The following is a 23,946-nucleotide window of genomic DNA, read 5'->3' as shown; positions in this document are numbered from 1 at the left end:
CGCCCGAACGGAAACTGTCCAAGATCTGTAACTGTGGTGGGGGTGTTCAGGTGTCGAGGGTGTGCACCACGTCGCCCACCACCACGACGGCCGGTGGGCGGACGTCGGCTGTGCGCGCGTCGGCGGCCACCGCGCCCAGCGTGGACCGCAGCGTCCGTTGGGCGCCTGTCGTGCCCTCCTGGACCACGGCGGCCGGGGTCTGCGGCGACCTTCCGTGCGCGATGAGCGTCTCGGCGATGGCGGCGAGGTTCTTCAACCCCATCAGGATCACCAGCGTGCCGCGCAGGCCCGCGAGAGCGTCCCAGCGCACCAGCGAGGCCGGCGAGTCGGGTGCCACGTGCCCGGAGACCACTGTGAACTCGTGCGCCACCCCCCGGTGGGTGACCGGGATGCCGGCCGCCGCCGGAGCGGCGATCGAGCTTGTCACCCCCGGTACGACGGTCACCGGCACACCGGCCTGCGCACAGGCCAGCAGCTCCTCGCCGCCGCGACCGAAGACGTACGGGTCGCCGCCCTTGAGCCGGACCACGACGGCACCGGCCTGGGCACGGTCGACCAGGATCCGGTTGATCTCCTCCTGGGCTCGGGACGGCCCGTAGGGGATCTTCGAGGCGTCCACCAGCTCGACGTCGGCGCGCAGCTCGTCCAGGAGCAACCCGGGGACCAGTCGGTCGGCGACCACCACGTCGGCCTCGGTGAGCAGCCGCCAGCCCCGCACGGTGATCAGCTCCGGGTCACCCGGCCCCGCCCCGACCAGCGCCACCCGCCCGGCGGTCGTCCCGGCCGCACCGGCGGCACCGCTGGCACCCGCCGCACCGCCGGGCAGGCCCTGCGGCGGAGCGACGCCGTCCGACACCACGCGGGCCGCGAGCAGGTCACGGACGGCGTCGCGGACGGTCATCGCCCGCCGGGGGTCGCCGCCGCCGAACACGGCCACGGTGACCGGCCCGTGTCGGGTCACGGCCGGGGTCCACGCCGTGGCGGCTGTCCGGTCGTCGGCCCGTACGCAGAAGATCCGCCGCTCGGCGGCGACGGCGCTCACCGCGGCCGCCGCCATCGGGTCGTCGATCGCCACCTGGACCAGCCACGCCCCGTCCAGGTCCTCCGGCGCGAACCGGCGCGGCACCCAGTGCAGCCGGCCCGCGTCCACCCGGGCCCGCAGCGCCGGGGTCAACTCCGGCGACACCAGCAGGACGTCCGCGCCGGCGTCCAGCAGCGCCGGCACCCGGCGGGTGGCGACCGCGCCGCCGCCCACCACGACCACGCGCCGCCCGTCGAGCCGCAGGCCGAGAGGGTACGGGCTGGCACTCACGCCGCACCACCGGGCCGGGCCGCCCACTCGTTGGACACCGTCACTTCTCGGCCACCCCCGCGGAGTCGAAGGTGGCCACGTCGTGCAGCACGCGGACGGCGCCGGTGACCACCGGCAACGCCAACAGGGCGCCGGTGCCCTCGCCGAGGCGCAGTCCCAGGTCGATGAGCGGATCGAGGCCGAGGTGACGCAGCGCGACCGTCGCGCCCGGCTCGGCCGAGCGGTGCCCCGCGACCATGGCCGCGACCGCGTCCGGTGCGAACGCGGCGGCGGCGAGCGCCGCGGACACCGCGATCACGCCGTCCAACAGGACCGGCGTCCGGCGGGCGGCGGCGCCCAGGATCAGCCCGGCCAGCGCGGCGTGCTCCAGGCCACCGACGGCGGCGAGCACGCCCAGCGGGTCGGCCGGATCGGGTGCGTGCCGGGCCAGCGCGGCCCGCACCAGGGCCACCTTGCGGGCGTACGTCGGGTCGTCGATCCCGGTGCCCCGGCCGGTGGAGTCGAGCGGGTCGGCACCGGTGAACGCGGCGATCAGCGCGGCGGCCGGGGTGGTGTTGCCGATGCCCATGTCCCCGGTGAGCAGGATGCCGGCACCGGCGTCGACCAGCTCGTCGGCGATCCGGATGCCGGTCCGCACGGCCGCCAGCGCCTCGTCCCGGGTGAGCGCGGCGGTCACCGTGAGGTCCCGGGTGCCCGGGCGCACCGAGGCGGAGACCAGCCGGGGCGCGGACGGGTCGGCCGAAGCGGGAACCTCGCCGACCGGCAGCGGGGTGGCCACCCCGACGTCGACAACGGTGACCGAGGCGCCGGCCTGCCGGGCGAACGCGTTGACGACCGCGCCGCCGGCCAGGAAGTTGCCGATCATCTGCGCGGTGACCTCCTGCGGCCACGGGCTGACGCCCTGAGCGTGCACACCGTGGTCGCCCGCGAAGATCGCCACGGCGGCCGGTTCGGGGATCGGCGGTGGGCAGGCTCCGGCGAGCCCGGCGAGGCGTACCGACAGGTCCTCCAGCAGGCCCAGCGAGCCCGCCGGCTTGGTCAGCCGACCGTGCAGCTCGCGGGCAGCAGCCATCGCCGCCTCGTCCAGTGGCCGGATGGCCGCGATCGTGGTCTCCAGCATCATGCCTCCATGATCTCGCGCAGCACCTCGATGAACGCGTCGGTGGTCTTTGGGTCGCGTACCGCCACCCGTAGCCAGTCCGGGCCGAGCCCGGGGAAGGTGTCGCCGCGGCGTACCGCCCAACCCCGGTCGCGCAGGGCCTCCCGGACCCGGTTCCCGTCGGCCAGGTGCAGCAGGACGAACGAGCTGGCCGGGCGGCCCGCGACGCGTACACCGGGCAGGTCGGCCAGGCGCGCGACCAGGTGGTCGCGGTCGGCGGCGAGGTCGGCGGCGATCGCGCGTTCGGCCTCGACCGCGACTGGAGTGGCGCAGGCCGCGGCGGCGGCCAGCGCGGGCGTGGAGACGGCCCAGAGCGGCTGGACGGCGGCCAGGCGGGACAGCAGTTCCGGGGCGCCGAGCAGGTAGCCGATCCGCAGCCCGGCCAGGCCCCACGTCTTGGTGAGGCTGCGCAGGACGAGCAGGCCGGGCAGATCCCGCCGCTGCGCCAGCGACTCCGGCTCGCCGGTGTGCCCGGCGGCGGTGTCGGCGAACGCCTCGTCGACCACCAGCACCCGGCCGGGACGGGCGAGAGCGGCCACGGTCCGCGCGGGGTGCAGCACCGACGTGGGATTCGTCGGGTTGCCGATCATCACCAGGTCCGCGTCGACGGGCACCAGGGACGGGTCGAGCCGGAACCCGTCGGCCGGGTCCAGCAGCACCCGCTCGACCGGGTGGCCGGCGGCCCGTAGCGCCGCCTCCGGCTCGGTGAACTGCGGGTGCACCACCACGGGCCGGCGGATGCCGCGCAGGGCCTGAGCGATGAGCACGAAGCCCTCGGCGGCGCCGGCGGTGAGCAGTACCTCGTCCGGGTGACGCCGGTGCCGGGCGGCGACGGCGGCGCGGGCCGGCGCCGGGTCGGGGTAGCGGGCCAGGTCGGCGAGGGTGGCGGCGATCGGGGCGGCCAGCCAGGCCGGCGGCGGCGCCTGCCGGACATTGACGGCGAGGTCGATCAGCCCGGCGGTCGCCTCCGCGTCGCCGTGGTGTGCGAGGTCCGGCTCGACCCCGGTGATCGGAGCCGGTGCGGTCGGTTGATCGGGCATGTCCGCGATCCTGCCGGGAAGGCGGCCGGCGGGACAGTCGATGTCGGCGTAAGCCACGTCACCACCTCGCGGGTTTATGAGTTCTTCTCATGAATGAATCGGAAATGTCATAACTTGACCACGTGAGTAACCGACCCCTTGCTGCCGCTGGTCGACTCGTTCCTCTTCTCCGTGCCGGACTCATCGCCGCGATCGTGGTCGCCGCCGCCGCGTACCCGCTGGTCGCCCTCACCGGGCTCGGCGCGAAGGCCACCGCGCACGCCGTGGAGCAGAAGACCAGGCTGCTGACCACCGCCCTGCCCGCCGAGACCTCCTACCTCTACGCCCCGGACGGCAAGACCGTGCTGACCATGTTCTACGAGGAGTACCGGCAGTACACGAAGCTGTCGGACATGTCGCCGAACATCCAGCAGGCGATCGTCGCCGCCGAGGACTCCCGCTTCTACCAACACCACGGCGTCGACCCCAAGGGCGTGGCCCGTGCCTTCGTGTCCAACGCCCGCTCCGGCGGCTCCCAGGGCGCGTCGACGCTGACCATGCAGTACGTCCGGATGGCCCTGCGGGACAGCGCGACCACGCCCAAGGAGGTCCAGGAGGCCACCCAGCAGACAAGCATTCGCAAGGTCAAGGAGATGCGGATGGCGCTGGACCTGGAGAAGGAGATGAGCAAGGAACAGATCATGGAGCGGTACCTGAACTCGGCGTACTTCGGTCACCGGGCGTACGGCATCTACGCGGCCAGCGAGATCTTCTTCTCCAAGACCCCGAAGGACCTCACCCCGGTCGAGGCGGCCACCCTCGCCGGGCTGGTCAAGTCCCCCTCCGAGTACGACCCGGCCGACTCCGACCAGAAGGAGGCCACCGGGCGGCGCAACTACGTGCTGGACCGGATGAGCCAGCTCGGCTACCTCTCCCCCGACTCGGCCGCCGCCGCGAAGACCGAGCCGATCCGGCTGAAACTCACCACCCCGCCGAGCGACTGCGCCTCGATCATCGAGAAGTACAACAGCTGGGGCTTCGCCTGCGACTACCTGAAGAACTGGTGGAGTTCGCAACCCGCGTTCGGTACGAACCGGCTGGAACGGATGGACAAGCTGCGCCGGGGCGGCTACCGCATCGTGCTCAGCATCGACCCGAAGATCCAGGCCGCGGCGGAGAAGAACGTCGGCGCCAAGGAGGGCACCGGCAGCCCGTTCGCCAACGGCATCGTGGTCTCCGAACCGGGCACCGGGCGGGTGAAGGCGATGGCGGTGAACCGGAACTACTCCCTGGATCTGGCCGACAACCCGCCCAGCTCCAACCCCGAGGCCGGGCCGAAGGTGAAGGCCAACTATCCGAACACGGTGGCGCCGCTGCTCGGCGGCGGTGACCTGCCGGGCTACCAGGCCGGGTCGACGTTCAAGATGTTCCCGATGCTGGCCGCGCTGGACTCGGGGATGACGCTGTCCACCTCGTTCAACGCCCCGTACCGCTACAAGTCGAACGTCTACGACGGCTGGGCGCCCTCCAACGCCAGCGGCGCGATGACCGGCCAGCAGACCATGTGGTCCGGCTTCGGCAAGTCCGTCAACACGTACTTCGTGTGGCTGGAGGAGAGGGTGGGCGCGGACCGGGCGGTCCGGCTGGCCGAGCAACTCGGGCTGCGCTGGCGCACCGACGTCGACCGGGATCAGGCATCCCCGGGCAAGGCCAAGAAGTGGGGCGCGTTCACCCTGGGCGTCTCCGACGCCACGCCGCTGGAGATGGCGAACGCCTACGCCGCCGTCGCGGCCGACGGCCGCTACTGCGAGGCGATCCCCGTGCAGGCGATCATGAACCGGGACGGCACACCGGCCACGTACGCCACTCCGGGCGGCCTGCACCGGGAGGTGGCCAAGCCGCGCTGCCGCCAGGTGGTCAGCGCCGACGCCGCCCGCGCGGCCACCGACGCCGCCCGCTGCCCGACCGGCGACCGGCCGGCACGCGGAGGCTGCGGCGGCTGGTCGACCGCCGACAGCGTCCGGGGTACGGTCGGCCGCCCGGTCGCCGGTAAGACAGGCACCACCGACAGCACCCGGTCCGCCTGGTTCGTCGGCTACACGCCGGAGCTGGCCGCGGCGAGCTTCATCTCCGACCCGGACAATCCGTTCAACGCGGTCGGTGACGGGCAGTCCCAGATCCCGATCGCGGCGGTCGCCGAGACCCTGCGCGACGGCCTGAAGGGAACGCCTACCCGTGAGTTCACACCACCGTCGGACGCCATCGTGGGATGACGGCGCGGCTCAGCGCAGATCCGCCGCCACGAACGACCAGAGTTCGAGATCGACCCGGCCACCGCCGACGAAACCGGCGTTGCGCAGCAGCCCCTCGTAGCTGAAGCCAGCCTTCTCGGCGACCCGGCGCGACGCCAGGTTTCCGGGAGCGACCCGCAGCTCGACCCGCTGGAAACCGTGCTCCAGGATCAGCGCGATGGCTGCCGCGTCCACCGCCTCGGCGGCCAGGCCGAACCCCCTCGCGTGGGGTGCCATCGCGTAGGAGACCTCGGTGAGCCGGGCGCCCCAGTCGGTGCGCCGCGTCCAGAGGGAGCCGACCATCTGGTCGTCCTCCCGACGGACCACCGCGTAGTGGTCGCCCTCGCCGCTGTCGCGCCGCTGCCGGGCCAGATCCGTGCACCAGGCGTGGCCGTCGATCGGGCCCGAGTCGTCGGCCAGCGGCAGCCACCGCCGGGTCAGCTTGTCGGCGAAGATCTCTCCGGCCACGAGCGCGTCCGCAGCCGTGAGCCGACGCACCTCCGTACGCGGGGTCGAGACGGTCAACGCCGGAAACCGGCGGACCGCCAACTCACCGATCACGCGGGCACCACGGGAGGCTGCGCGGGCACGGCCTCGGCCGCCGGCTCGCTGACCGCCGCCGCCACCACCCGGGCGGCCGTCGCCGCGTGCCCCGCCCAGTGCAGGGTGAGCTGCGAGGCGTGCACGTTGCGCCACACGAAACCCTCAGGCGTGCCGCCGTCCCAGCTCCACGCCGGCCGCTGACCGGCGCGCGGGGTGAGCACCGCCCGATGCTCCTTGTGCCCCACCACCACCGTGTCGCGCGCGGCGACCACGCTGTCGGTCTGGGCGGTCGCCTCCCGGTAGCCCACCACCAGGCCGTCGCGGCTCACACCCACCGCGTCCAGCACACCGCACATCGGCAACCCGTCCAGCTCCCGGGCCAGCCACAGCAGGCCGGCGCCCTCGGCGACCACCGGCCGGCCGGTGCGGGCCAACTCGGCCACCGCGATGCAGAGCCGCCGGTTGGCCGACAACTGCTCGGCGTACGACTCGGGCAGCGCGCCCCCGACGACAAGCGCGCGGGTGCCGGCCGGCAGCGTCTCGTCGCGTAGCGGATCGACCGTGACCACCTCGGCGCCGGCGGCGGCCAGCAGCTCGGCGGTCTCCGGGTGGCTGAAGCTGCCACCCGGCCCACCGGCCAGCGCCACCAGCGGGCGCTGCGCCGCAACGACAAGCTCACCGAGCGCCTCCCGCGGCGACCAGGCCGCCGCCGGCAGTGGCGGAGCGGAACGGGCCAGCCCGAGCAGCCGCTCCAGGTCGACGGTGGCGGCGACGGCCTCGCCCAGCCGGCTCACCGCACGGAGCGCGTCGGCCGAGGCGTCGACCACCGGCGCCACCCCGTGCCGGCGCGACGGCAGCACGGCCGGCAGGTCCTGGCGACGCAGCGCGCCGTAGACCGGAACGCCCACGTCGTCGAGCGCCTCGCGCAGCATCGCCTCGTGCCGCGACGACGCCACCCGGTTGAGGATCACCCCACCGAGCCACAACTGCTCGTCGTACGACCGGAAACCGTGCACGAGGGCCGCCACCGACTGCCCCATCGCGGCCACGTCGACCACCAGCACCACAGGGCTACGCAGCGCGGCGGCCGCGGCGGCAGTGGACTCCTGCTCCGGGCGGCCACCGACCGAGTCGTACAGGCCCATGCTGCCCTGCACCACGGCGAGCGCGGCCCCGGCGGCACCGTGTGCGACGAGCGGGGCGAGCCGGTCGACGCCTACCAGCCGGGGATCGATCACCCGACCGGGCCGACCGGCGGCGAGACCGAGGTACGCGGCGTCGACGTGGTCCGGGCCGAGCTTGAACCCGGCGACGTCGACACCCCGCTCGGCCAGGGCGGCGAGCAGCCCGATCGCCAGCGCGTTCTTTCCGTGCCCGGAGGACGGGGCGCTGAGCACCAGGCGCGGCACGACTGTCATCAGCGACTCCTCGCGGGCGGCGGCGGGTACGCGACGACCGGCTGGGGGGCCGAGCCGTCCGCGTGACGATACCCGCCCGCCCCGACGGGCGAGCACCACCAACCCACGCCAACCGGCACCGCCTGGCCCGGTCGAGGTCAGTGGCCCCGGTCATACGGGTAGCCTCGGTGCCGTGTACCGGTTCCTGCTGAGCCCACGCTGGTTGGGCGCCCTCGCGCTGACCCTGGTCGCCTCCGCCGTCATGGTGTGGCTGGGGAACTGGCAGCTGGACCGCTACCGAGGTCGTACCGAGATCAACGAGCGGATCGACGCGGGCGAGCGGATGTCCCCGGCCCCGCTGGCCGAGGCGTTCCGCGCGCCCACCGGCGGCCCCGGGACCGCCGGCCCGGCCCCCGCGAAGGACAGGGTCTGGACCCGGATCACCGCCACCGGCCGGTACGACACGTCGAACACCGTCCTGGTCCGTGGTCGGACTGTCGACAGCCGGGTCGGCTTCGAGGTGCTCACGCCGCTGGTGCTCGCCGACGGCAGCGCGCTGCTGGTGGACCGGGGCTGGATCCCGCCCGCGCCGGGCGGGGCGACCGCCCAGCCGTCGGTGCCCACCCCGCCGGGCGGCGACGTGACTGTCAACGGCCGGGTGCACGAGACCGAGAGCGGCGCCGGCACGGTGGACCGCCGCGACGGCCGGCTGGAGACGCGGCGGATCGCCGTGCCGCGTCTGGCCCGCGAGCTGCCCTACCCGGTCTACGGGGGCTACCTGCTGCTGGACGAGCAGACCCCGGCCGCCGACGCGGTGTTCAAGGCCGTGCCGGTCGGGCACACCAACAACTGGCAGAACTTCGGCTACGTCGTGCAGTGGTGGCTGTTCGCCGCGATGGCGCTCTTCGGCTACGGCTGGGTGGCCCGCCGCGAGGCACGCCGGGCGGCCGGCCTCGACAACCCGAGGGCCCCGCTGGACCGGGCGGCCGAGCCGACGGCGAGCCCGTCCGCCTGACTCTGCCGGCTCGGCCGCTTCTGCGCGCTCAGCCGCTTCTGCCGACTCAGCCGCTCTGCCGACCGGCGTGGATGGCGCGGACCGCGTCGATGGTGTCCGCCTCGGCGGCGGACTTGTCGTCGCGGTAGCGCACCACGCGGGCGAACCGCAGCGCCATCCCGCCCGGATAGCGGGTGCTCGTCTGCACCCCGTCGAAGGCGATCTCCACCACCTGCTCGGGCCGGACCCGGACCACCCAGTCGCCGCGCTCCACGGCCAGGCCGAGGAAACGCTCGGTCTGCCACCGCAGCAGCTCGTCGGTGAGCCCCTTGAACGTCTTGCCGAGCATCACGAAGTCGCCGGTGCGCGGGTCGCGGGCGCCCAAATGCAGGTTGGACAGCCAGCCCTTGCGCCGGCCGCTGCCCCACTCGACGGCGAGCACCACCAGGTCGAGGGTGTGCCGCGGTTTGACCTTGACCCAGGCGGCGCCGCGCCGGCCGGCGTCGTAGGGGGCGTCCGGCGCCTTGACCACCACGCCCTCCTGGCCGGCGTCGAGCGCGGCGGCGAACGCCGCACCGGCCTGCTCCGGGCCGTCGACGTCCATCCGCCCCACCAGCAGCGACGAATCGACCGCACCGGCCAGGGCGGCCCACCGCTCCCGGCCGGGCAGATCGATCAGATCCTGGCCGTCGAGGTGCAGCAGGTCGAAAAAGTATGGAGTGAGCACTGTCGCGCCGGTGCTGGCGGCGGCCGCGAGCACCGCCGGGGCGACAGGTGTCCGGCCGGTGGTGCTCGGTGTGGTGCGCCGGGCGGCCCGGCTGGACGTCTGCCGGAACGGCAGCGGGCGGCCGGTCTCGTCCAGGCCGATCGCCTCGCCGTCGAGCACCAGCTCCCGGCCGGGCAGGGCGCGAACCGCCGCGACCACCTCCGGCACCCGGCTGGTGATCTCGTCGAGGCTGCGGGTGAACACGGCGATGTCGGCGCCGGAGCGGTGCACCTGGATGCGGATGCCGTCGAGCTTCACGTCGACCACCGCCGGCGTGCCGGTCGCGGCGAGCGCCTCGTCGACCGAGGGAGCGCTCTGCGCGAGCATCGGCGCCAGCGGCCGGCCGACCTGTAGACCGAAGCCGGCCAGCTCGGCGGCCCCTCCGGTCAGCGCGGCCACCGCCACGGCGCGAAGGTCGCCGGCGAGCAGCAGCGCCCGACGGACGGTCGCCACCGGCACCTCGGCGGCCCGGGCCACGGCGTCGGCGAGCAGCCCGGCCTGGGCACCCTGCCGCAGCTCACCACCGAACAGGCCGGTGAGCAGCCGTTGCTCGTCGGCGGTGGCCGCCGCGTAGAGGGCGCCGAGCAGAGCCCGGCGGCGGGCCTGCGACCCGGTGCCCTGCACGGCGGCGATCTGCTCGATGGCCGCGTCGACGGCGGCCACGGTAAGCGTCGGCTCGGCGGCCGGTGGCGGCAGGTCACGCAGACTCGCGTAGCCCACGCCGGTCTGCCGCTGGCGTAGCTCACCGGCGAGATAGCCGGCGCCGGGCTCCACCTCGGCCGGGTCGAGCCGGCGCAGCGCGTCGGCGAGCAGCTCCACCTTGGCCCGCCGGCCACTGGTGGCGCCCACGGCGGCGGAGGTTGCCGCCAGGTCGATGAACCGCACGAAGCCCATCCTGCCAGCCACCTCCGACACCGCCCGGGCATTGCCGTGCCCGGGCGGTGTCGGCGCGGTGCCGCAGCCCACGAGGGGCGGCGGGAATCAGGCGGAGACGGGCTCCTCGATGCGCAGCCCTCGGGCGCGGACCTCGCCGGCCACCCGGGAGAGCACCGAGTCGAGGGCGACCAGGGCGGCGGACAGCTCACCGAGTTGGTCGTTGAGCGTGTCCTCGGACCACGCGGAGACGTCGACGTCCCCCAGTGCGCTGACGGCGGCCCCCAACCGGGCCATCACCTCGTTCGTACTCATGTTCGAAAGGCTATAACAACCCGTCCGGCGACACGCCGAAAACCCCTGATCAGGGTCGAAAGATGTCTAGATCCCCGCCTCGGCCACCTTGCCCAGCAGCAGCGCCTCGGCGAGGCAGACCTTCGCGAACTCGCCGAGGTGCAGGCTCTCGTTCGGGCCGTGCGCGCGGGCGTGCGGGTCCTCCACACCTGTCACCAGGATCGCCGCGTCCGGGAACATCTCCTGGAACGTGGCGATGAACGGGATCGAACCACCGATGCCCACGTCCACCGGGTCGGTGCCGTCCCACGCCGCCCGGAACGCCGAACGGGCGGCGTCGAACATCGGCCCGGACGCGTCGATCACGCACGGGTTGCCGTCGTGCTCCAGGCTGACTGTCACCTGGGCGCCCCACGGCGCGTGCTTCTCCAGGTGCGCGCGCACCGCCGCGTACGCCCGCTTGGGGTCGTCGCCCGGGGCGAGACGGATGCTGAGCTTCGCCTTCGCGGCCGGCACCAGGGCGTTCGGGGCCTCGCCGGTGGGCGGCGCGTCGATGCCGAGCACCGCCACGGCGGGCTTGGTCCAGAGCCGGTCGGTGATCCGGCCGGTACCGATGAACTCGACGCCCTCGGCCAGCCCGGCCTCGGCGCGGATCCGGTCCTCCGGGTAGTCGACGGTGGCCCCCTCGCGAGCGACCAGCCCGTCCACCGCCACCGAACCGGCGTCGTCGTGCAGGGTCGCCAGCAGGCGGACCAGGGCGGTCAGCGCGTCCGGCACGGCACCGCCGAACATGCCGCTGTGCACCGCGTGGTCCAGCGTGCGCACCTCGACGAAACAGTTGACGACGCCGCGCAGCGAGGTGGTCAACGCCGGTACGCCGATGTCCCAGTTGCCGGAGTCGGCGATCACGATCACGTCCGAGGTGATCTCGTCGCGGTGCTCGATCAGCAGTCGCTCGAGCGAGTCGGAGCCGTACTCCTCCTCGCCCTCGATGAACAGCACCACACCGACCGGCAGCGCGTCCCCGTACGCCCGCAGCGCCGCCACGTGCGCCATGATGCCTGCCTTGTCGTCGGCCGCGCCCCGGGCGTACAGGCGGCCGTCGCGCTCCACCGGCTCGAACGGGTCGGACTCCCACAGTGAGCGGTCGCCGACCGGCTGCACGTCGTGGTGGGCGTAGAGCAGCACGGTGGGCGCGCCGGGCGGGGCGGCCCGACGGCCGATCACCGCGGGCTGGCCGCCGGAGCGCACGATGTCGACGTCCAGGCCGCAGCCGCGCAGCAGCTCGGCCACCGCCTCGGCGGAACGCTCCACGTGTGAGTGGTCGAAGCCCTCGAAGGCGATGCCGGGGATGCGGACGAGACGTTCCAGGTCGGCGCGTACGCCGGGCATCTCCCGCTCGACGGCGGCCCGCACCTCGGACTCGGACATGATCGGTGAGGTCATGACCGGCATCGTATGCCGGCCTTACCCAGGCGTGCCGGCGGAGCCCGTAGGGTCACCGCCGCCCGCCGGGCCGGAGCCCGCCCGTGCGCCCGGCGCGGCCCGGCCGGCACGGTGTGCGCGAGCGGCGGCGTCGGTGGCGGCATCCATCCAGGAGCGGGCCCGCCCGGCCGTGCCGCCCACCCACTCCCCGACGTCACTCGCGCCGTCGCCGAGGCGGCGCAGCAACCCGACCAGCGGGTCGGTGGAGCTGCTGAACTCCTCCCGGTACGACTCGGCGGCCGCCTTGATCTCCTCGGAGACGCTTGTCGAGGCGTCGTCGTCGCGGCGCGGATAGTCCCCGGCCAACACCCGCCCGTACGCCCCGGAGTCGATCCACTGCCGCAGCTGCGCCGCCCGCGCCACAGGCGTCGGGTGCGTGCTCCACGCCGTCATCCGGATCTTGTGCAGGCTGTCGCGCAGGTCGCCGCCACCGGCGTACTCGGCTGCCTGCTCCAGGAAGGCTGTCGTGTCGACCTGCGAAAGGTCACCACCGCCCGCGAGCTTCATCAGCAGCCGCAGCGCGGCCGCCGGGTCCTGGCCGGCGAGCAGTCCGGCCCGGTCGGCGGACAGCTCCGCCTTGCGCCACCACTCCAGCATCGCCGCGATGATCGCCCGCAGCGCGAACGCCCCCACCGGCAACCAGCTCAGGTTGGCCGCCCAGCGGGTGAGGATCGTGAGCATCGTCTTGTAGACGGCGTGCCCGCTGCCCACGTGCCCCAGCTCGTGGCCGAGCAGGCAGCGCAGCTCGTCCTCGTCCAACTGCTGCACGCACGCGGAGTTCAGCACGATGAACGGCCGTTCCAGGCCGACGGCCTCGGCGCCCAACCACGGCGACTGCGTCACGTACAGCTCGGGCAGCTCCGCCACGTCGAGCGCCGCCGCGGCCTCGGTGTAGCGCTGCCACACGGCCGGATACTGCCGGTGATCGACGCGGATGCCGGACGCCAGCACGGACAACCGGAAACCCCGCTCGTTCCACATGCCGAAGAACGCCCGCACCACGTCGTCGAAACCACGCAGCTCCCGCAGCGCGACCAGGGCGCCCCGGTCGGCCGGATGCTCCCAGGCCCGCGAGCTGATGCCGGTGAGGGTGATGCGGCGCCGAGCTGGCGCGTCCGCTGCCGTCATGATGGGTCCCCGTTCGCCGTGACTCCTCGCATCGTGCCCCAGCGGGTGACAGGCGTCCATGCCCCGGTCAGCGGATCCGCACGTAGTACCGGGACGCGTCGAGCGGCAGCGTCGGCCCGCCGTCGACCACCAGGTCGGCCCGCCCTGCGGTGTCGTCGGCCGCGAAGTGTGCCCGCTCCCCCGCATGCCAGCGGCGCAGCTCGGGCAGGATCTCCGACCCGTCCCGCTCGACCGCACGGGCCAGCCGCAGCGGCGCGGGCGCGGTGACGAAGACGGAGAGGGTCAGCTCCGGTCGGACGGCGGCACGGGCCGCGCTGACCCCCTCCACGATCAGCACCGGCGTCACCGGCACCGGCACCGGGCGGGGCAGGAAGCACCGCCGCACCCAGCTGTAGCGCCGGTAGGCCCCCGGCTCTTGTCGGCGCAGCGGGGCCAGCACCTCGGCGTCCAGCCGGGACCAGAACGTGAGCTGGTCGTCCCAACCGTCGAGCAGGTCGTCGGTGTGCACCACCGGCGGCCGACCACCGGGCAGCGTCGCCAGGGCGTCCGCGAGGTGCGCGGCGAACCGGCTCTTGCCCGCGCCGCTCGGCCCGTCGACAGCGACCAGCCGGGTCCGCCCCAACCGCGCCGGGCCCGCGAGCACCCGACGTGCCATCTCGGCGTACGCCTCGACGACCACCACCGGCGGCACGAGCGCGGCGGATCGCCCGGTCGGCCCGCCGACGTCCATCCCCACGCCCCCGCCCTCGCGTCCGGCCGAATCCACGCCCTCGCCCCCGCCCTGGCCCACGACCTCGCCCACTCCCTCGCCCCGCGCCCTGGCCCAAGCCCTCGTCCCCGCCCTGGCCCACGACCTCGCCCTGCCCACGGCCGTGGTCCTCCGTGCACCCGTGCTGTCGGGGCTGGGCCGTTGCCGGGCCTCGCGGGGGCCAGCCCTCTGGCCCCGAGCCGGTACACGACCGCAGTATGCCCCGGCCCCCGCCTCCGAGGCGGGAGTCCGCCATCGTGATCAACTCGGGTTCACCGATTCCGGGGTGTTCGGTCGACCAGGACACCCCGACTTCAGGAAACCCGAGTTGATCACGGCGTTTTCGGCGGGATGACACATCCGGGCTGACGCCCGGGTCGGTCATTCTCACGTCCGGGGGATTTGGGGCGGCGACGGGTGACGGGCGGCCCGTTCGGCGCGCGGGCCGATACCCGAGTCGGCATGATCGGGTGGTGCTCCGAGACGTGATGAGCCCCGGCATTGACGCCCTCCTCGAACAGGCCCGCGCCGGGCTGCACCGATTGACTCCACAGCAGACCGTCGAGGCGGTCCGCGGTGGCGCTCTGCTGGTCGACACCCGTACCGACACACAGCGCCGCGAACAGGGCGACCTGCCCGGGGCGGTCGTCATCGACCGTACGGTGCTGGAATGGCGGCTCGATCCGGCCAGCGCCTGGCGCATCCCGGAGGCCACCGCCTACGACCGGGAGATCGTGGTGGTGTGCCGCCAGGGCTACAGCTCCAGCCTGGCCGCCGCCAGCCTGCAGACCCTGGGCCTGCGCCGGGCCACCGACATGATCGGCGGCGTCGACGCGTGGCTGGCGGCCGGCCTGCCCACCACGGACCGCCCCGCCGACATCCGCCCCTGAACCCCCGACCAGGCTCAGGTCGGCGGGGCGCCGGGTGGGATGAAGGGGAGCCCGGGGGGTGCGCCGCTCTCGATGAGGCGCCAGAGGGCGTCGGTGTCCAGGTGCTCCTCGACGAGGTCGCCGAGCAGGTCGAGCGAGCCTTCCCGGACGGCGGCGAAGCTGGTGGCCGGCGCGACCCGGAACCCGGTGCGCCCCGCCAGCCGGGCCGCCTCGGTGAGGAACCAGCGGCGGAACCCGTCGGACTCGAACGCCCCGTGCCAGTGCGTGCCGTGCACCGCGCCGAGTACCGCGCCCTCACCGCTGCCGTCGACACCGGTCAGCAGCGGGGTCAGGGCCGGGTCGGTCTGCGAGACGTACCCGTGGTGGATCTCGTAGCCGCGGACGGCGACGTCGCCGGGGCCGGTGCCGACCGACTGCCGGACGGTCTTGCGGGGATCGAAGGTGATCTCGATGGGCAGCAGGCCGAGCCCGGGCACGCTGCCCTGCCGGCTCTCGACCGGGTCGTGGATCGCCCGGCCGAGCATCTGGAAGCCGCCGCAGAGGCCGAGCAGCGGCTTGCCGGCCGCCACGTGGGCGAGGACCGCGTCGGCGAGGCCGGTCTCGCGCAGCCAGGCGAGGTCCGCGACTGTCGACTTCGAGCCGGGCAGGACGATCAGGTCGGCGGCGGCCAGTTCGGCCGGTTCGACGGTGAGGCGTACGCGCACGCCCGGTTCGGTTGCCAGGGCCTCCACGTCGGTGGCGTTGCTGATGCGGGGTAGCCGGACGACGGCCACGTCCAACCAGTCGGCGCCGTGCGGGGCGGCGGGACGGCCGAGCACCCGGCCGTAGGCGAGCGAGTCCTCCGCGTCGAGCCAGAGGTCGAGCGACCAGGGCAGCACCCCGTACGTGGGACGGCCGGTCACGTGCCGCAGCATGTCCAGCCCCGGCTGGAGCAGACCGAGGTCGCCGCGGAACTTGTTGATCACGAAGCCGGCGATGAGCGCCTGGTCCGCCGGGTCGAGCAGAGCCACCGTGCCGAACATCGAGGCGAAGACGCCACCTCGGTCGATGTCGCCGACCACTATGGCAGGCAGATTGGCGTGCCGCGCGAGCCCCATGTTCACGTAGTCCCCGGCCCGCAGGTTGATCTCCGCCGGGCTCCCGGCGCCCTCACAGATCACCACGTCGTACGCCGACCGCAACTCGGCCAGTGCCCCGTACGCGGTCTCGGCGAGCCTCGGCCGCAACTGCCGGAACGTGCCGGCGGTGATCGTGTCGACAGCCGTACCGAGGAGAACCACCTGGCTGGCGAGGTCGCTGCCGGGCTTGAGGAGCACCGGGTTGAAGCGCAGGTCCGGGGCGAGCCCGCAGGCGGCGGCCTGCATGGCCTGGGCGCGGCCGATCTCGCCGCCGCGCCCGTCCGGCCCGACGACGACTGCCGAGTTGTTCGACATGTTCTGCGCCTTGAACGGCGCCACCTTCACGCCCTGGCGGTGCAGCCATCGGCAGATGCCGGCGGTGAGCACGCTCTTGCCGGCGTCGGAGGTGGTGCCGGCGACCAACAGCCCGCTCACCGCCCGCTCACCGGCCCCGCCGCGCCACGAACCAGGCGACGCCCCGACCCGGCCCGGCCGGAGAGCAGGCCGCTGGCAGACCCGGCCCGGCCGGACAGCGGGCCGCTCCCGGGCCGAGGGCCGACGGCCCGCAGGCTGCGGCGGGCGACGGCGCCGGCCAGGCGGCCCACGGTCACCGGGTACGCGGCCGCCAGGCCGAGTGCGGCCAGGCCGACAGCGCCGGAGATGCGGGCCGCCCGCTTGAGGTGTCGCGCCTCGGGACGGGGGCCGTCGCCGAGGAACGGGCGGACCTCGGAGCGGCCGAAGTACATGTTGCGGCCACCGAGGCGGACGCCGAGCGCGCCTGCCATCGCCGCTTCGCACTGGCCGGCGTTGGGGCTCGGGTGGTCGTTGCGGTCCCGTCGCCACACCCGCCAGGCCCGCTCCCGGTCGCCGTTCGCGACCGGCGCGACGGCGATGGTGAGGAGCCCGGTCAGCCGGGACGGCACCAGGTTGAGCAGGTCGTCCAGTCGGGCGGCCGGCGTGCCGAACCGCGCGTAGCGCTCCGAGCGGTGCCCGACCATGGCGTCGAGGGTGTTGGCGGCGCGGTACCCCAGCAGCCCGGGCAGGCCGGCGACCGCACCCCAGAGCAGCGGCGCGACCACCGCGTCGGAGGTGTTCTCCGCGACCGACTCGACTGTCGCCCGGGCCAACTCCGACTCGTCGAGCGTCGACGGGTCGCGCCCGCAGAGGTTGCCGAGCCGCCGTCGGGCGGCGGGCAGGTCACCGTCACGCAGCGTTCGACCCATGACGGCGGCCTCGCGTCGGAGCGTACGACCACCCAGCACGGTCCAGGTGCCAGCGGCGACGAGCACCGCGCGGGTCACCGGCCTCTGCCGGGTGGCCGCTGCGGCGACCGCACCGAGCACCACGGGCCCACCGACGGCAAGTGCCGTGAACACCGCGCCGGCCGTCCGGTCCGGCCGGTGCAGGCGACGTTCCAGAGCGCCCGCCACCTGGCCGAACCCGGCGACCGGATGCCACCGTCGAGGGTCGCCGAACAGCCTGTCCAGCGCGTAACCGGCCACCAGGCCCACCGCGTTCGCCACCGGCGCTGTCCGTCGCACGCGTACCACCCCCCGGCCGGCCAGCCTAGACGAGCGGCAGGTGCGCCGTCCGCGACCACCGTCCGCCATCGACTCCACCTCCGCCAGCTCCCGTCACGCGGGGTGACGACGCCTGTCGCGTCGCCACCCCGCCCCCGTCGTGCGCCGGCGCACACAGTCGTCGACACCAACCTCAGGCGACAAACAACCGCTCGACCGTCACCGGCCGACACCGACCCCAGGCAGCCAGGGCTCTCGCCCTACCCGTCGACAGCCCGGCCGCCGCCGATCGGGCCGACCTGTCAGGCCGGCTGCGGAACCCGCCCTCGCCCCCGCCGGCCCCGACCGGGCGGCGGGACCTCCGGCCGACCCTCGTCGGGCACCGGCCCCAACTCGTCGTCGGGCTCGTCCTCCGGGTCGACGTCGTCCGCGCTCACCGTGAGGGCCAACTCGTCGTCGACTGCCGCACGCCCATCCCCGCCGCCGACGGAGAAGCCGTCGTCGAGGTCACCGCCATCGAGAGAGATGTCGTCGAGCGGGCCGTGACCCAGCGGGCTGGTACGCGGCAAGCCGTACTCGGGCAGCTCGAAATCGTCGTCGAGCGGGCGGTCGTCCAGCAGCGCCGGCGCCTGCTCGTCGGGCACCGGGTCGGTCGGTTCGCCGTGTACGCGGCTCTCGGCGGCCCCGTCCTCGACGATGCTTGTGGTCGTGGTCGGCCGGTTGCGCAGGAAGCGGGCCCGCCCCCGGGACAGGTCGTGGCCGACGGCGACCGCCTCCAGCTCGTAGAGGGTGCGGTGGTTGCCGGCGTCGTCGGTCCAGTCGCGGGTGTAGAGCCGACCGCAGACGACCACCGGGTCGCCGACCATCACCGAGGCGGCCACGCCTTCGGCGAGCTTGCGCCAGCAGTTGACGCGGACGCGCAGCGAGTTGCCGTCGACCCACCGCCCGCTGTCGCGGTCGAGCCGGCGGGCGGTGGAGGCGACCTTGAAGTTGGCCACCAGCGTGTTGCTCTGGGTCGTACGCCGCCACTCGGGCGTCGTGAGAATATTGCCGACAATCGTGACGTACGTGTCGAACATCGTCCCTCCAGGGGATCCGGGGTCTGCCTGCGCGAGTCGACTCGACATCGAGCATCGACACCGGGTGCGCCCACCGCGAGCGCCCATCTCCGACCTGTGGATGACGAGGCCACCTGTGGACAACGCCCTGATCACATCCCCGATGTGGTACGGCCGACCCACCTGTCCGGGCGCCGACGGTTCCGGAGCCGCCCGAACTGGGTATGGATTTGATCAACGCACCACCGACAAGCTCCACGTGGACGAGAGGTCAGCGCCATGATGATCACTACTTTCGGCTCCGCAACCGCTTCCGAGGTGCGGCGATGAGCGCCGTGGCGAACCCGGCGACCGTGGGTGAGTGCCTGCGGGTGGGCGCGGGGTTCTCCCAGGGCGACCGCAACTGGATCGCCGAGCAGTTCGCCACCCTCGACGCCCGGCTGGCCGGTTTCCACGCCGACGCCACCGAGCTGGAGGTGTCGGTGAAGGACCGGGAGGCCCGGGGTCAGAAGGTCACCCTGGAGTGCTGGATCGCCGGCCGACAGAAGATCGTCACCACCTCCGCCGAGGAGGATCTGCACGCCGCCCTCAACGACGTCCGCGACGACCTGCGCCGGCGGCTCAACGACGCCAAGACCCGGCAGGAGCCCCGGCACAACAAGCACCTGCGGGACGTACCCCAGCCGCAGGCCGAGATCGACGAGTCCGAGGACCCGGCTCGCGCCGACGCGGAAACGGCCTGACCCACGCTCCGCACCCGCGATCCCGCACTTTCGGCTCCCGCCAGGGAGTGTGGGATCGCGGGACGCCGACCAGGGCTACCGACGGGTAGAGCGGCGGCGTAGCGTCGCGTCCGTGGAACCGGACGTGTTGGGGCCGCCCTACGAGCGGCAGACGATCGACCTGGGCACCGACGACGAAGGCCCGGTGGTCGCGACGCTGGTCCGGCGGCGGGCCGAGCGCGCCACCGGGCGGGCGGTGCTCTACGTGCACGGCTTCGTCGACTACTTCTTCCAGACCCACCTGGCCGACTTCTTCGCCGAGCGCGGCTGGGACTTCTACGCCCTCGACCTGCGCAAGTACGGCCGCAGTCTGCTCGCGCACCAGACGCCGAACTTCTGCCGCGACATCAGCGACTACTTTCCCGAACTGGATGCCGCCGCCGAGATCATCCGGTCCGACGACGGGCACGACACCCTGCTGGCGATGGGCCACTCCACCGGCGGCCTGATCCTCTCGCTCTGGGCGGACGCCCGCCGCGACGCCGGCACCGTCGACGGTCTGGTCCTCAACAGCCCCTTCTTCGACTTCAACGCCCCCTGGGCGGTCCGTCGACCCCTCGCGGCCGCCGTCTCACGGCTGGGCCGCGGGGCGCCGCACCGCATCGTGCCGTTAGGTCTGGGCACGGTGTACGGCGAGAGCCTGCACGCCGACCACCGCGGTGAGTGGACCTACGACCTGGCGTGGAAGCCGCTGGCCGGGTTCCCGGTGCACGCCGGCTGGGTGAACGCGATCCGCGCCGGTCAACGCCGACTGCGCGCCGGCCTGGACATTCCGGTTCCGGTGCTGCTGGCCTGCTCGACGCGCTCCTTCCGGGGCACCAGGTGGCACGACAACGCGACACTTGCAGACGCGGTGCTGGACGTCGAGCACATGGTCCGCTACGCGCCCCGCCTCGGCCGGCACGTCACACTGGCCCGCTTCGACGGCGGGTTGCACGACCTCACGCTCTCCGGCCCCGCCGTACGCAAGAAGGTCTTCGACGAGGTCGGCCGGTGGGCCGAGGCGTTCCTGGCCGCCGGCCCGACCGCCCCGGCCGACCCCGCGACGACCGAGGCGAATCCGATCGAAACCGCTTCCACGGCCCCCGTCCCGGCCGGCGACGGACCTCGGGTGCCGGGCAGCCGTCGGCCGACGGCCGGTCGCGCCGAGGCGACGCCCGTCGGCGACTGACACACGCCGGGCCCGCCCCGAGCCGAGGCGGCCGGCCGGGACCGAGCGGAGGTCCCCGTTTCAGGCGTCGCCGGGTGTGGCCGGGAGGACGGCCCGGATCCGGTCGAAGGTCGCGACCGGGTGACAGTCGACGCCGGGCAGCACCAGGCCCAGGCAGTACAGTGCCACCTCACCGGTGGCGTCGGGCTGCACGACGAAGACGGGCGCTCCGACGTACCCCGCTGGCAGTTCGCTTGTGATCCGCACGTCGTCCCCGTCGCGGACCACGCGCTCGATCCCCACCTCCAGGGGGCGCGAGTCGTCTTCGCGTACCCCATGGGCCAGCACGAAAGCGGAACTGCCGTCGGCGGCGAGGGCCGCGATGGCCTCGGGACCGGCGGCGATCGTGGCCGGGACCGGCTGCACGCGCCACCGCCAGCCGCCGTCGCTGGCGTACCGGTGCAGGCCGGCGGTCGGCAGCACCGCGACCCCGTCGCTCGGGAAGCGGGACCAGCCGGGCACGATCTCGCTCTCCGCGACGGCGTCCGGCGCGACGCCTGCCGGCTCGGTGACGCTCGCCCGCAGGCCCAGCTCACCGCCCGCAGCGCCGACCAGGTCGGCCGCCGTCAGCAGCGCCTCCCCCACCGGGTCGTCGCCGTCCTGGAAGAAGAAGGCGGTGCCGTAGGCGTCGGCCGTGCGGTACGGCAGGATGGCGCGACCGACGACCTGGCACAGCTCATAGGCGACGCCGCTCTCGGCGTCGGGGTCCAGCAACACCAGCCGAGGGTACGGGCTGCCGAGTGGTCGACCTGCGAGAACCCGGATGCCGGCCGCCCGGCCTTCGTGAGACCCTGCTCGACGACGCGGACGGGGGCACCCTTTACCCCGGCGTGCCCGGGGTCGGCGGTACCCTTCTGGCGCGACATCCACGCCACGCGCCCGTAGCTCAGCGGATAGAGCAGGGGACTTCTAATCCCAAGGTCGTAGGTTCGAACCCTACCGGGCGCACCCCCATCACCGCAGTTCGGCGGCTTGGCACGCCCAACCCCGCCGACCACCACGAATTCGGACAGCTATTCATACCGCCACGTCACCTGAAGGGGTGCTTCGCGGCCTCGTCCACGGCGGCCCGCAGATGCCGCTGCGGATCACCTCATTGGGCACCACAAGGGCTACCAGACTGCCTGGCGGTCGAGCTATATGTTCTCCCGGTCGCCCCGGCGGGCGGCATGGCACCGATCGGGAGGCTTCTTGTGGGTGCTCTGTACGACTACTTCCGCGCTCCTGACGACGAGGCTGCCGCGAAGCTGATGGCCGCTACGGACGGTGGCCCCGTGGTGCGGGAGGGAGATTTTCCTGGCGTGGATGCCGTGGACGGCAAGGGGATCGACCCGTCCGTAGTCCTCGGCAAGGTCGTCTCGTTCGCTCTCGACGTGCCATGGGCCGCCGACCTGACCGGGCAACGACTTGTCTGGCCGGACGACGCTGGTGAGGACCCTGAGTACGAAGGCCCCTGGGTCGTCGTACTGAGCGAGCGCGCCTGGGATGCGCTTGCCGAAATCCCCGACGACCACTTGTCGGGCCTGGCCGAACGGTGGTCACAGATCGAGGAGCTGTCCTACTACAGCGACACGCAGCCGGAGGTCATGCTGTCGCGTCTGCGGGAATTTGTTGGACTGGCCCGCAGAGCACGCACGAGCGGGGAGAGCATCTACTGCTGGATCTGCCTATAAGAACGGTCGAGGGGTCGGTGCACCGCCGACCGCAGCGGCGACTCGTACTGCGGCCTCCTCGCCCGCAGCGATGCCCCGCGTCGACGACCCTAGGTGGCGTGTCGAGAGGGCAGCTCGATACCCCGCGGCATGGCCGCGGACAGCCTCAATCCATCGACGGTCGTACAGTGGGGAACGTCCTGGCCCCAGTGATCGTGGCGGGTGTGTTCCCCTCCGCCCGCCCGGAAGGAGCACAGTGAACCGACCCCTCAGGACCGCGTTCGGCGTCGCCATGACCGCCGCCCTCCTGATTTCCGTCGCCGTCGCGCCCGCCCAGGCGCACGCCGGGAGCCGACCGCCGGCCGTCATCGACCTGCCGGACGGATTCCAGCCCGAGGGCATCGCCACCGCCGGCCGCTACGCGTACTTCGGTTCCCGCGCGACGGGCGAGATCTATCGGGCCGACCTGGTGACCGGCCGGGGCACGACGATCAGCGCACCCACCGGCACCCCGTCGCTCGGCCTCAAGATCGACCCGCGCGGGCGGCTGTTCGTCGCCGGCGGCACGGCCGGTGACGCTCGCGTGCTCGACCCCCGCACGGGCGAGGTGCTGGCGCGCTACCAGTTCGCCACCGCCCCGACGTTCGTCAACGACGTCGTCCTGACCCGCGACGCCGCGTACTTCACCGACTCCAACCGGCCGGTGCTCTACCGGCTGCCGCTCGGTCGCGGTGGCGCGCTGCCGCCCGCCGACGGCTTCACGACCATCCCGCTGACCGGCGCATACGATCAGGTCGGCACCGGCGTGAACATCAACGGCATCGTCGCCACACCGGACGGCAGGGCGCTGATCGTCGTCCAGTCCAACACGGGCACGCTGTTCCGGGTCGACCCGGCGACCGGTGCGACCACAGTCGTGGCCGTGCCCGGCTACACCTTCACCAACGGCGACGGCCTCCTGCTGCTCGGCCGCACCCTCTACGTCGTACAGAACAGCCTCAACCAGATCGCGGTGGCAACGCTGAACCGCGCCGGCACCGCCGGAACGGTCACCGGCACGATCACCGACCCGGGATTCGACGTGCCCACCACAGTTGCCGAGGCGTTGGGCCGGCTCTACCTGCCCAACGGCCGCTTCACCACGCCACCGACCCCGACCACGCCGTACACGGCCGTCGCGGTCCGCGCCCACTGAGAAGCCCAACCTGAGGTACGCCGGCGGGTCGCTGGGCACCCGTACGCCCACGTCCCGCCGGCCGGGATGACGCGGCAGACGGTGATCGTTTGGCGGGCTCGGTATGAGGCCGGCAGGATTGCCGCGCTGGCTGACCTGCCGCATTCCGCGTGACGTTAGAGATCACGCCAAACGTGCGGCTCCTGGTAGGCATGCCACCCGCGGAAGAACCAGTCCGTCAGATCCCGCAACCGCTCCCGGCAATCCTGGTAGTACTGCGCAGGCTGCGGCCGAGGGAAGTTCGGGTGCGCGGTCCACTCCGCCACGAAGTGTGAGACCTCGTAGAACCCCTCAGCCATCCAGCGTGGCAGGTCGTCATGACCTTCGTACTGCTCACAACCCACCCGCATCGCCTGCTCCAACCGGCTGAACGCCGCCTGGTCCCAGACGAGTTCACCGCGCAGTCGGAGCAGGAAGCCCTCCTCCACGGACTCGAACTCTCGCCTCAGCACCCTCAACGCGTCATCCACGTC

At 73.4% G+C, this 23,946-nt stretch carries 22 protein-coding genes and 1 tRNA gene; 8 read left to right on the top strand and 15 right to left on the bottom strand.

What is annotated here, in order from left to right; all coding sequences use genetic code 11:
- Positions 1 to 46: 46 nt before the first annotated feature.
- The 3 genes from cobA to cobC are packed head-to-tail and all read right to left on the bottom strand — an operon-like array spanning position 47 to position 3,511.
- A complete protein-coding gene (cobA, locus tag ACGFIE_RS27085; RefSeq protein WP_393299667.1) occupies positions 47 to 1,312 on the bottom strand; it encodes a uroporphyrinogen-III C-methyltransferase in 1,266 nt (421 codons plus the stop codon).
- A gap of 40 nt (positions 1,313 to 1,352) precedes the next feature.
- Positions 1,353 to 2,432 carry a nicotinate-nucleotide--dimethylbenzimidazole phosphoribosyltransferase gene (gene cobT / locus ACGFIE_RS27080; protein WP_393299810.1) on the bottom strand — a complete coding sequence of 360 codons (1,080 nt, stop codon included), beginning with the start codon at positions 2,430 to 2,432 and terminating at the stop codon, positions 1,353 to 1,355.
- Complete coding sequence (gene cobC, locus ACGFIE_RS27075; RefSeq protein WP_393299664.1) at positions 2,432 to 3,511, bottom strand: Rv2231c family pyridoxal phosphate-dependent protein CobC; 1,080 nt, start codon at positions 3,509 to 3,511, stop codon at positions 2,432 to 2,434. Before cobC ends, cobT begins: the two co-directional genes overlap by 1 nt.
- Before the next feature lie 122 nt (positions 3,512 to 3,633).
- Between cobC and ACGFIE_RS27070 the strand changes: the two genes are divergently transcribed.
- Complete coding sequence (locus ACGFIE_RS27070; RefSeq protein ID WP_393299662.1) at positions 3,634 to 5,763, top strand: transglycosylase domain-containing protein; 2,130 nt, start codon at positions 3,634 to 3,636, stop codon at positions 5,761 to 5,763.
- 9 nt (positions 5,764 to 5,772) lie between these two features.
- Here ACGFIE_RS27070 and ACGFIE_RS27065 read toward each other — a convergent pair whose 3' ends face one another.
- On the bottom strand, positions 5,773 to 6,342 hold the full coding sequence (locus ACGFIE_RS27065; protein WP_363679631.1) for a GNAT family protein: 570 nt from the start codon (positions 6,340 to 6,342) through the stop codon (positions 5,773 to 5,775).
- Positions 6,339 to 7,742, bottom strand: a complete 1,404-nt coding sequence (locus ACGFIE_RS27060; protein WP_393299660.1) for a cobyrinate a,c-diamide synthase — start codon at positions 7,740 to 7,742, stop codon at positions 6,339 to 6,341. The genes ACGFIE_RS27065 and ACGFIE_RS27060 overlap by 4 nt, the downstream gene beginning before the upstream one ends.
- 172 nt (positions 7,743 to 7,914) lie before the next feature.
- Here ACGFIE_RS27060 and ACGFIE_RS27055 point away from each other — a divergent pair, with 172 nt between their 5' ends.
- Positions 7,915 to 8,736: an SURF1 family protein gene (locus tag ACGFIE_RS27055; RefSeq protein WP_393299657.1), complete on the top strand. Its 822-nt coding sequence runs from the start codon at positions 7,915 to 7,917 to the stop codon at positions 8,734 to 8,736.
- Positions 8,737 to 8,782: 46 nt separating this feature from the next.
- Here the strand turns inward: ACGFIE_RS27055 and ACGFIE_RS27050 are convergent, their stop codons facing one another.
- The 5 genes from ACGFIE_RS27050 to ACGFIE_RS27030 all read right to left on the bottom strand — a co-directional run bounded on the left by ACGFIE_RS27050 (position 8,783) and on the right by ACGFIE_RS27030 (position 13,991).
- Positions 8,783 to 10,375, bottom strand: a complete 1,593-nt coding sequence (locus ACGFIE_RS27050) for an ATP-dependent DNA ligase (RefSeq protein WP_393299807.1) — start codon at positions 10,373 to 10,375, stop codon at positions 8,783 to 8,785.
- A gap of 87 nt (positions 10,376 to 10,462) precedes the next feature.
- A complete protein-coding gene (locus tag ACGFIE_RS27045) occupies positions 10,463 to 10,669 on the bottom strand; it encodes a hypothetical protein (protein ID WP_007464240.1) in 207 nt (68 codons plus the stop codon).
- Between the two features lie 66 nt (positions 10,670 to 10,735).
- A complete protein-coding gene (locus ACGFIE_RS27040) occupies positions 10,736 to 12,079 on the bottom strand; it encodes a dipeptidase (RefSeq protein ID WP_393299804.1) in 1,344 nt (447 codons plus the stop codon).
- Between the two features lie 36 nt (positions 12,080 to 12,115).
- On the bottom strand, positions 12,116 to 13,261 hold the full coding sequence (locus ACGFIE_RS27035; protein WP_393299654.1) for a M48 family metallopeptidase: 1,146 nt from the start codon (positions 13,259 to 13,261) through the stop codon (positions 12,116 to 12,118).
- A gap of 67 nt (positions 13,262 to 13,328) precedes the next feature.
- Positions 13,329 to 13,991 (bottom strand): uridine kinase, encoded by a 663-nt coding sequence (locus ACGFIE_RS27030; RefSeq protein ID WP_393299801.1) that lies wholly within the window; start codon positions 13,989 to 13,991, stop codon positions 13,329 to 13,331.
- A gap of 506 nt (positions 13,992 to 14,497) precedes the next feature.
- Between ACGFIE_RS27030 and ACGFIE_RS27025 the strand changes: the two genes are divergently transcribed.
- A complete protein-coding gene (locus ACGFIE_RS27025) occupies positions 14,498 to 14,899 on the top strand; it encodes a rhodanese-like domain-containing protein (RefSeq protein WP_039908933.1) in 402 nt (133 codons plus the stop codon).
- A gap of 14 nt (positions 14,900 to 14,913) precedes the next feature.
- Here the strand turns inward: ACGFIE_RS27025 and ACGFIE_RS27020 are convergent, their stop codons facing one another.
- The 3 genes from ACGFIE_RS27020 to ACGFIE_RS27010 form a co-directional block, all read right to left on the bottom strand.
- Positions 14,914 to 16,452, bottom strand: coding sequence for a cobyric acid synthase (locus tag ACGFIE_RS27020; RefSeq protein WP_393299651.1), 1,539 nt, complete (start codon positions 16,450 to 16,452; stop codon positions 14,914 to 14,916).
- Positions 16,449 to 17,558, bottom strand: coding sequence for a cobalamin biosynthesis protein (locus ACGFIE_RS27015; protein WP_393299648.1), 1,110 nt, complete (start codon positions 17,556 to 17,558; stop codon positions 16,449 to 16,451). The genes ACGFIE_RS27020 and ACGFIE_RS27015 overlap by 4 nt, the downstream gene beginning before the upstream one ends.
- 281 nt (positions 17,559 to 17,839) lie before the next feature.
- Positions 17,840 to 18,616: a single-stranded DNA-binding protein gene (locus tag ACGFIE_RS27010; RefSeq protein WP_393299646.1), complete on the bottom strand. Its 777-nt coding sequence runs from the start codon at positions 18,614 to 18,616 to the stop codon at positions 17,840 to 17,842.
- 305 nt (positions 18,617 to 18,921) lie between these two features.
- Between ACGFIE_RS27010 and ACGFIE_RS27005 the strand changes: the two genes are divergently transcribed.
- Together ACGFIE_RS27005 and ACGFIE_RS27000 are read left to right on the top strand one after the other, a co-directional pair.
- Complete coding sequence (locus ACGFIE_RS27005) at positions 18,922 to 19,338, top strand: HPF/RaiA family ribosome-associated protein (protein ID WP_363679644.1); 417 nt, start codon at positions 18,922 to 18,924, stop codon at positions 19,336 to 19,338.
- A gap of 112 nt (positions 19,339 to 19,450) precedes the next feature.
- Positions 19,451 to 20,548 carry an alpha/beta fold hydrolase gene (locus ACGFIE_RS27000; protein WP_393299643.1) on the top strand — a complete coding sequence of 366 codons (1,098 nt, stop codon included), beginning with the start codon at positions 19,451 to 19,453 and terminating at the stop codon, positions 20,546 to 20,548.
- 60 nt (positions 20,549 to 20,608) lie between these two features.
- Here the strand turns inward: ACGFIE_RS27000 and ACGFIE_RS26995 are convergent, their stop codons facing one another.
- Positions 20,609 to 21,304: a hypothetical protein gene (locus ACGFIE_RS26995; protein WP_393299640.1), complete on the bottom strand. Its 696-nt coding sequence runs from the start codon at positions 21,302 to 21,304 to the stop codon at positions 20,609 to 20,611.
- Positions 21,305 to 21,462: 158 nt separating this feature from the next.
- Between ACGFIE_RS26995 and ACGFIE_RS26990 the strand changes: the two genes are divergently transcribed.
- The 3 genes from ACGFIE_RS26990 to ACGFIE_RS26980 all read left to right on the top strand — a co-directional run bounded on the left by ACGFIE_RS26990 (position 21,463) and on the right by ACGFIE_RS26980 (position 23,434).
- Positions 21,463 to 21,535: transfer RNA gene (locus ACGFIE_RS26990), tRNA-Arg, on the top strand.
- Between the two features lie 245 nt (positions 21,536 to 21,780).
- Positions 21,781 to 22,260 carry a hypothetical protein gene (locus tag ACGFIE_RS26985; protein ID WP_393299637.1) on the top strand — a complete coding sequence of 160 codons (480 nt, stop codon included), beginning with the start codon at positions 21,781 to 21,783 and terminating at the stop codon, positions 22,258 to 22,260.
- A gap of 235 nt (positions 22,261 to 22,495) precedes the next feature.
- Positions 22,496 to 23,434 carry an SMP-30/gluconolactonase/LRE family protein gene (locus ACGFIE_RS26980; protein WP_393299634.1) on the top strand — a complete coding sequence of 313 codons (939 nt, stop codon included), beginning with the start codon at positions 22,496 to 22,498 and terminating at the stop codon, positions 23,432 to 23,434.
- Positions 23,435 to 23,589: 155 nt separating this feature from the next.
- Here ACGFIE_RS26980 and ACGFIE_RS26975 read toward each other — a convergent pair whose 3' ends face one another.
- The gene (locus ACGFIE_RS26975; protein WP_393299631.1) at positions 23,590 to 23,943 is read right to left on the bottom strand and encodes a hypothetical protein; all 354 of its coding nucleotides are present in this window, start codon (positions 23,941 to 23,943) and stop codon (positions 23,590 to 23,592) included.
- Between the last annotated feature and the right edge of the window lie 3 nt (positions 23,944 to 23,946).

The organism is Micromonospora sp. NPDC049275 (genome assembly GCF_043197115.1).
Taxonomy (GTDB): Bacteria; Actinomycetota; Actinomycetes; order Mycobacteriales; family Micromonosporaceae; genus Micromonospora.
This window is presented reverse-complemented; position numbering and strand designations above follow the sequence as displayed.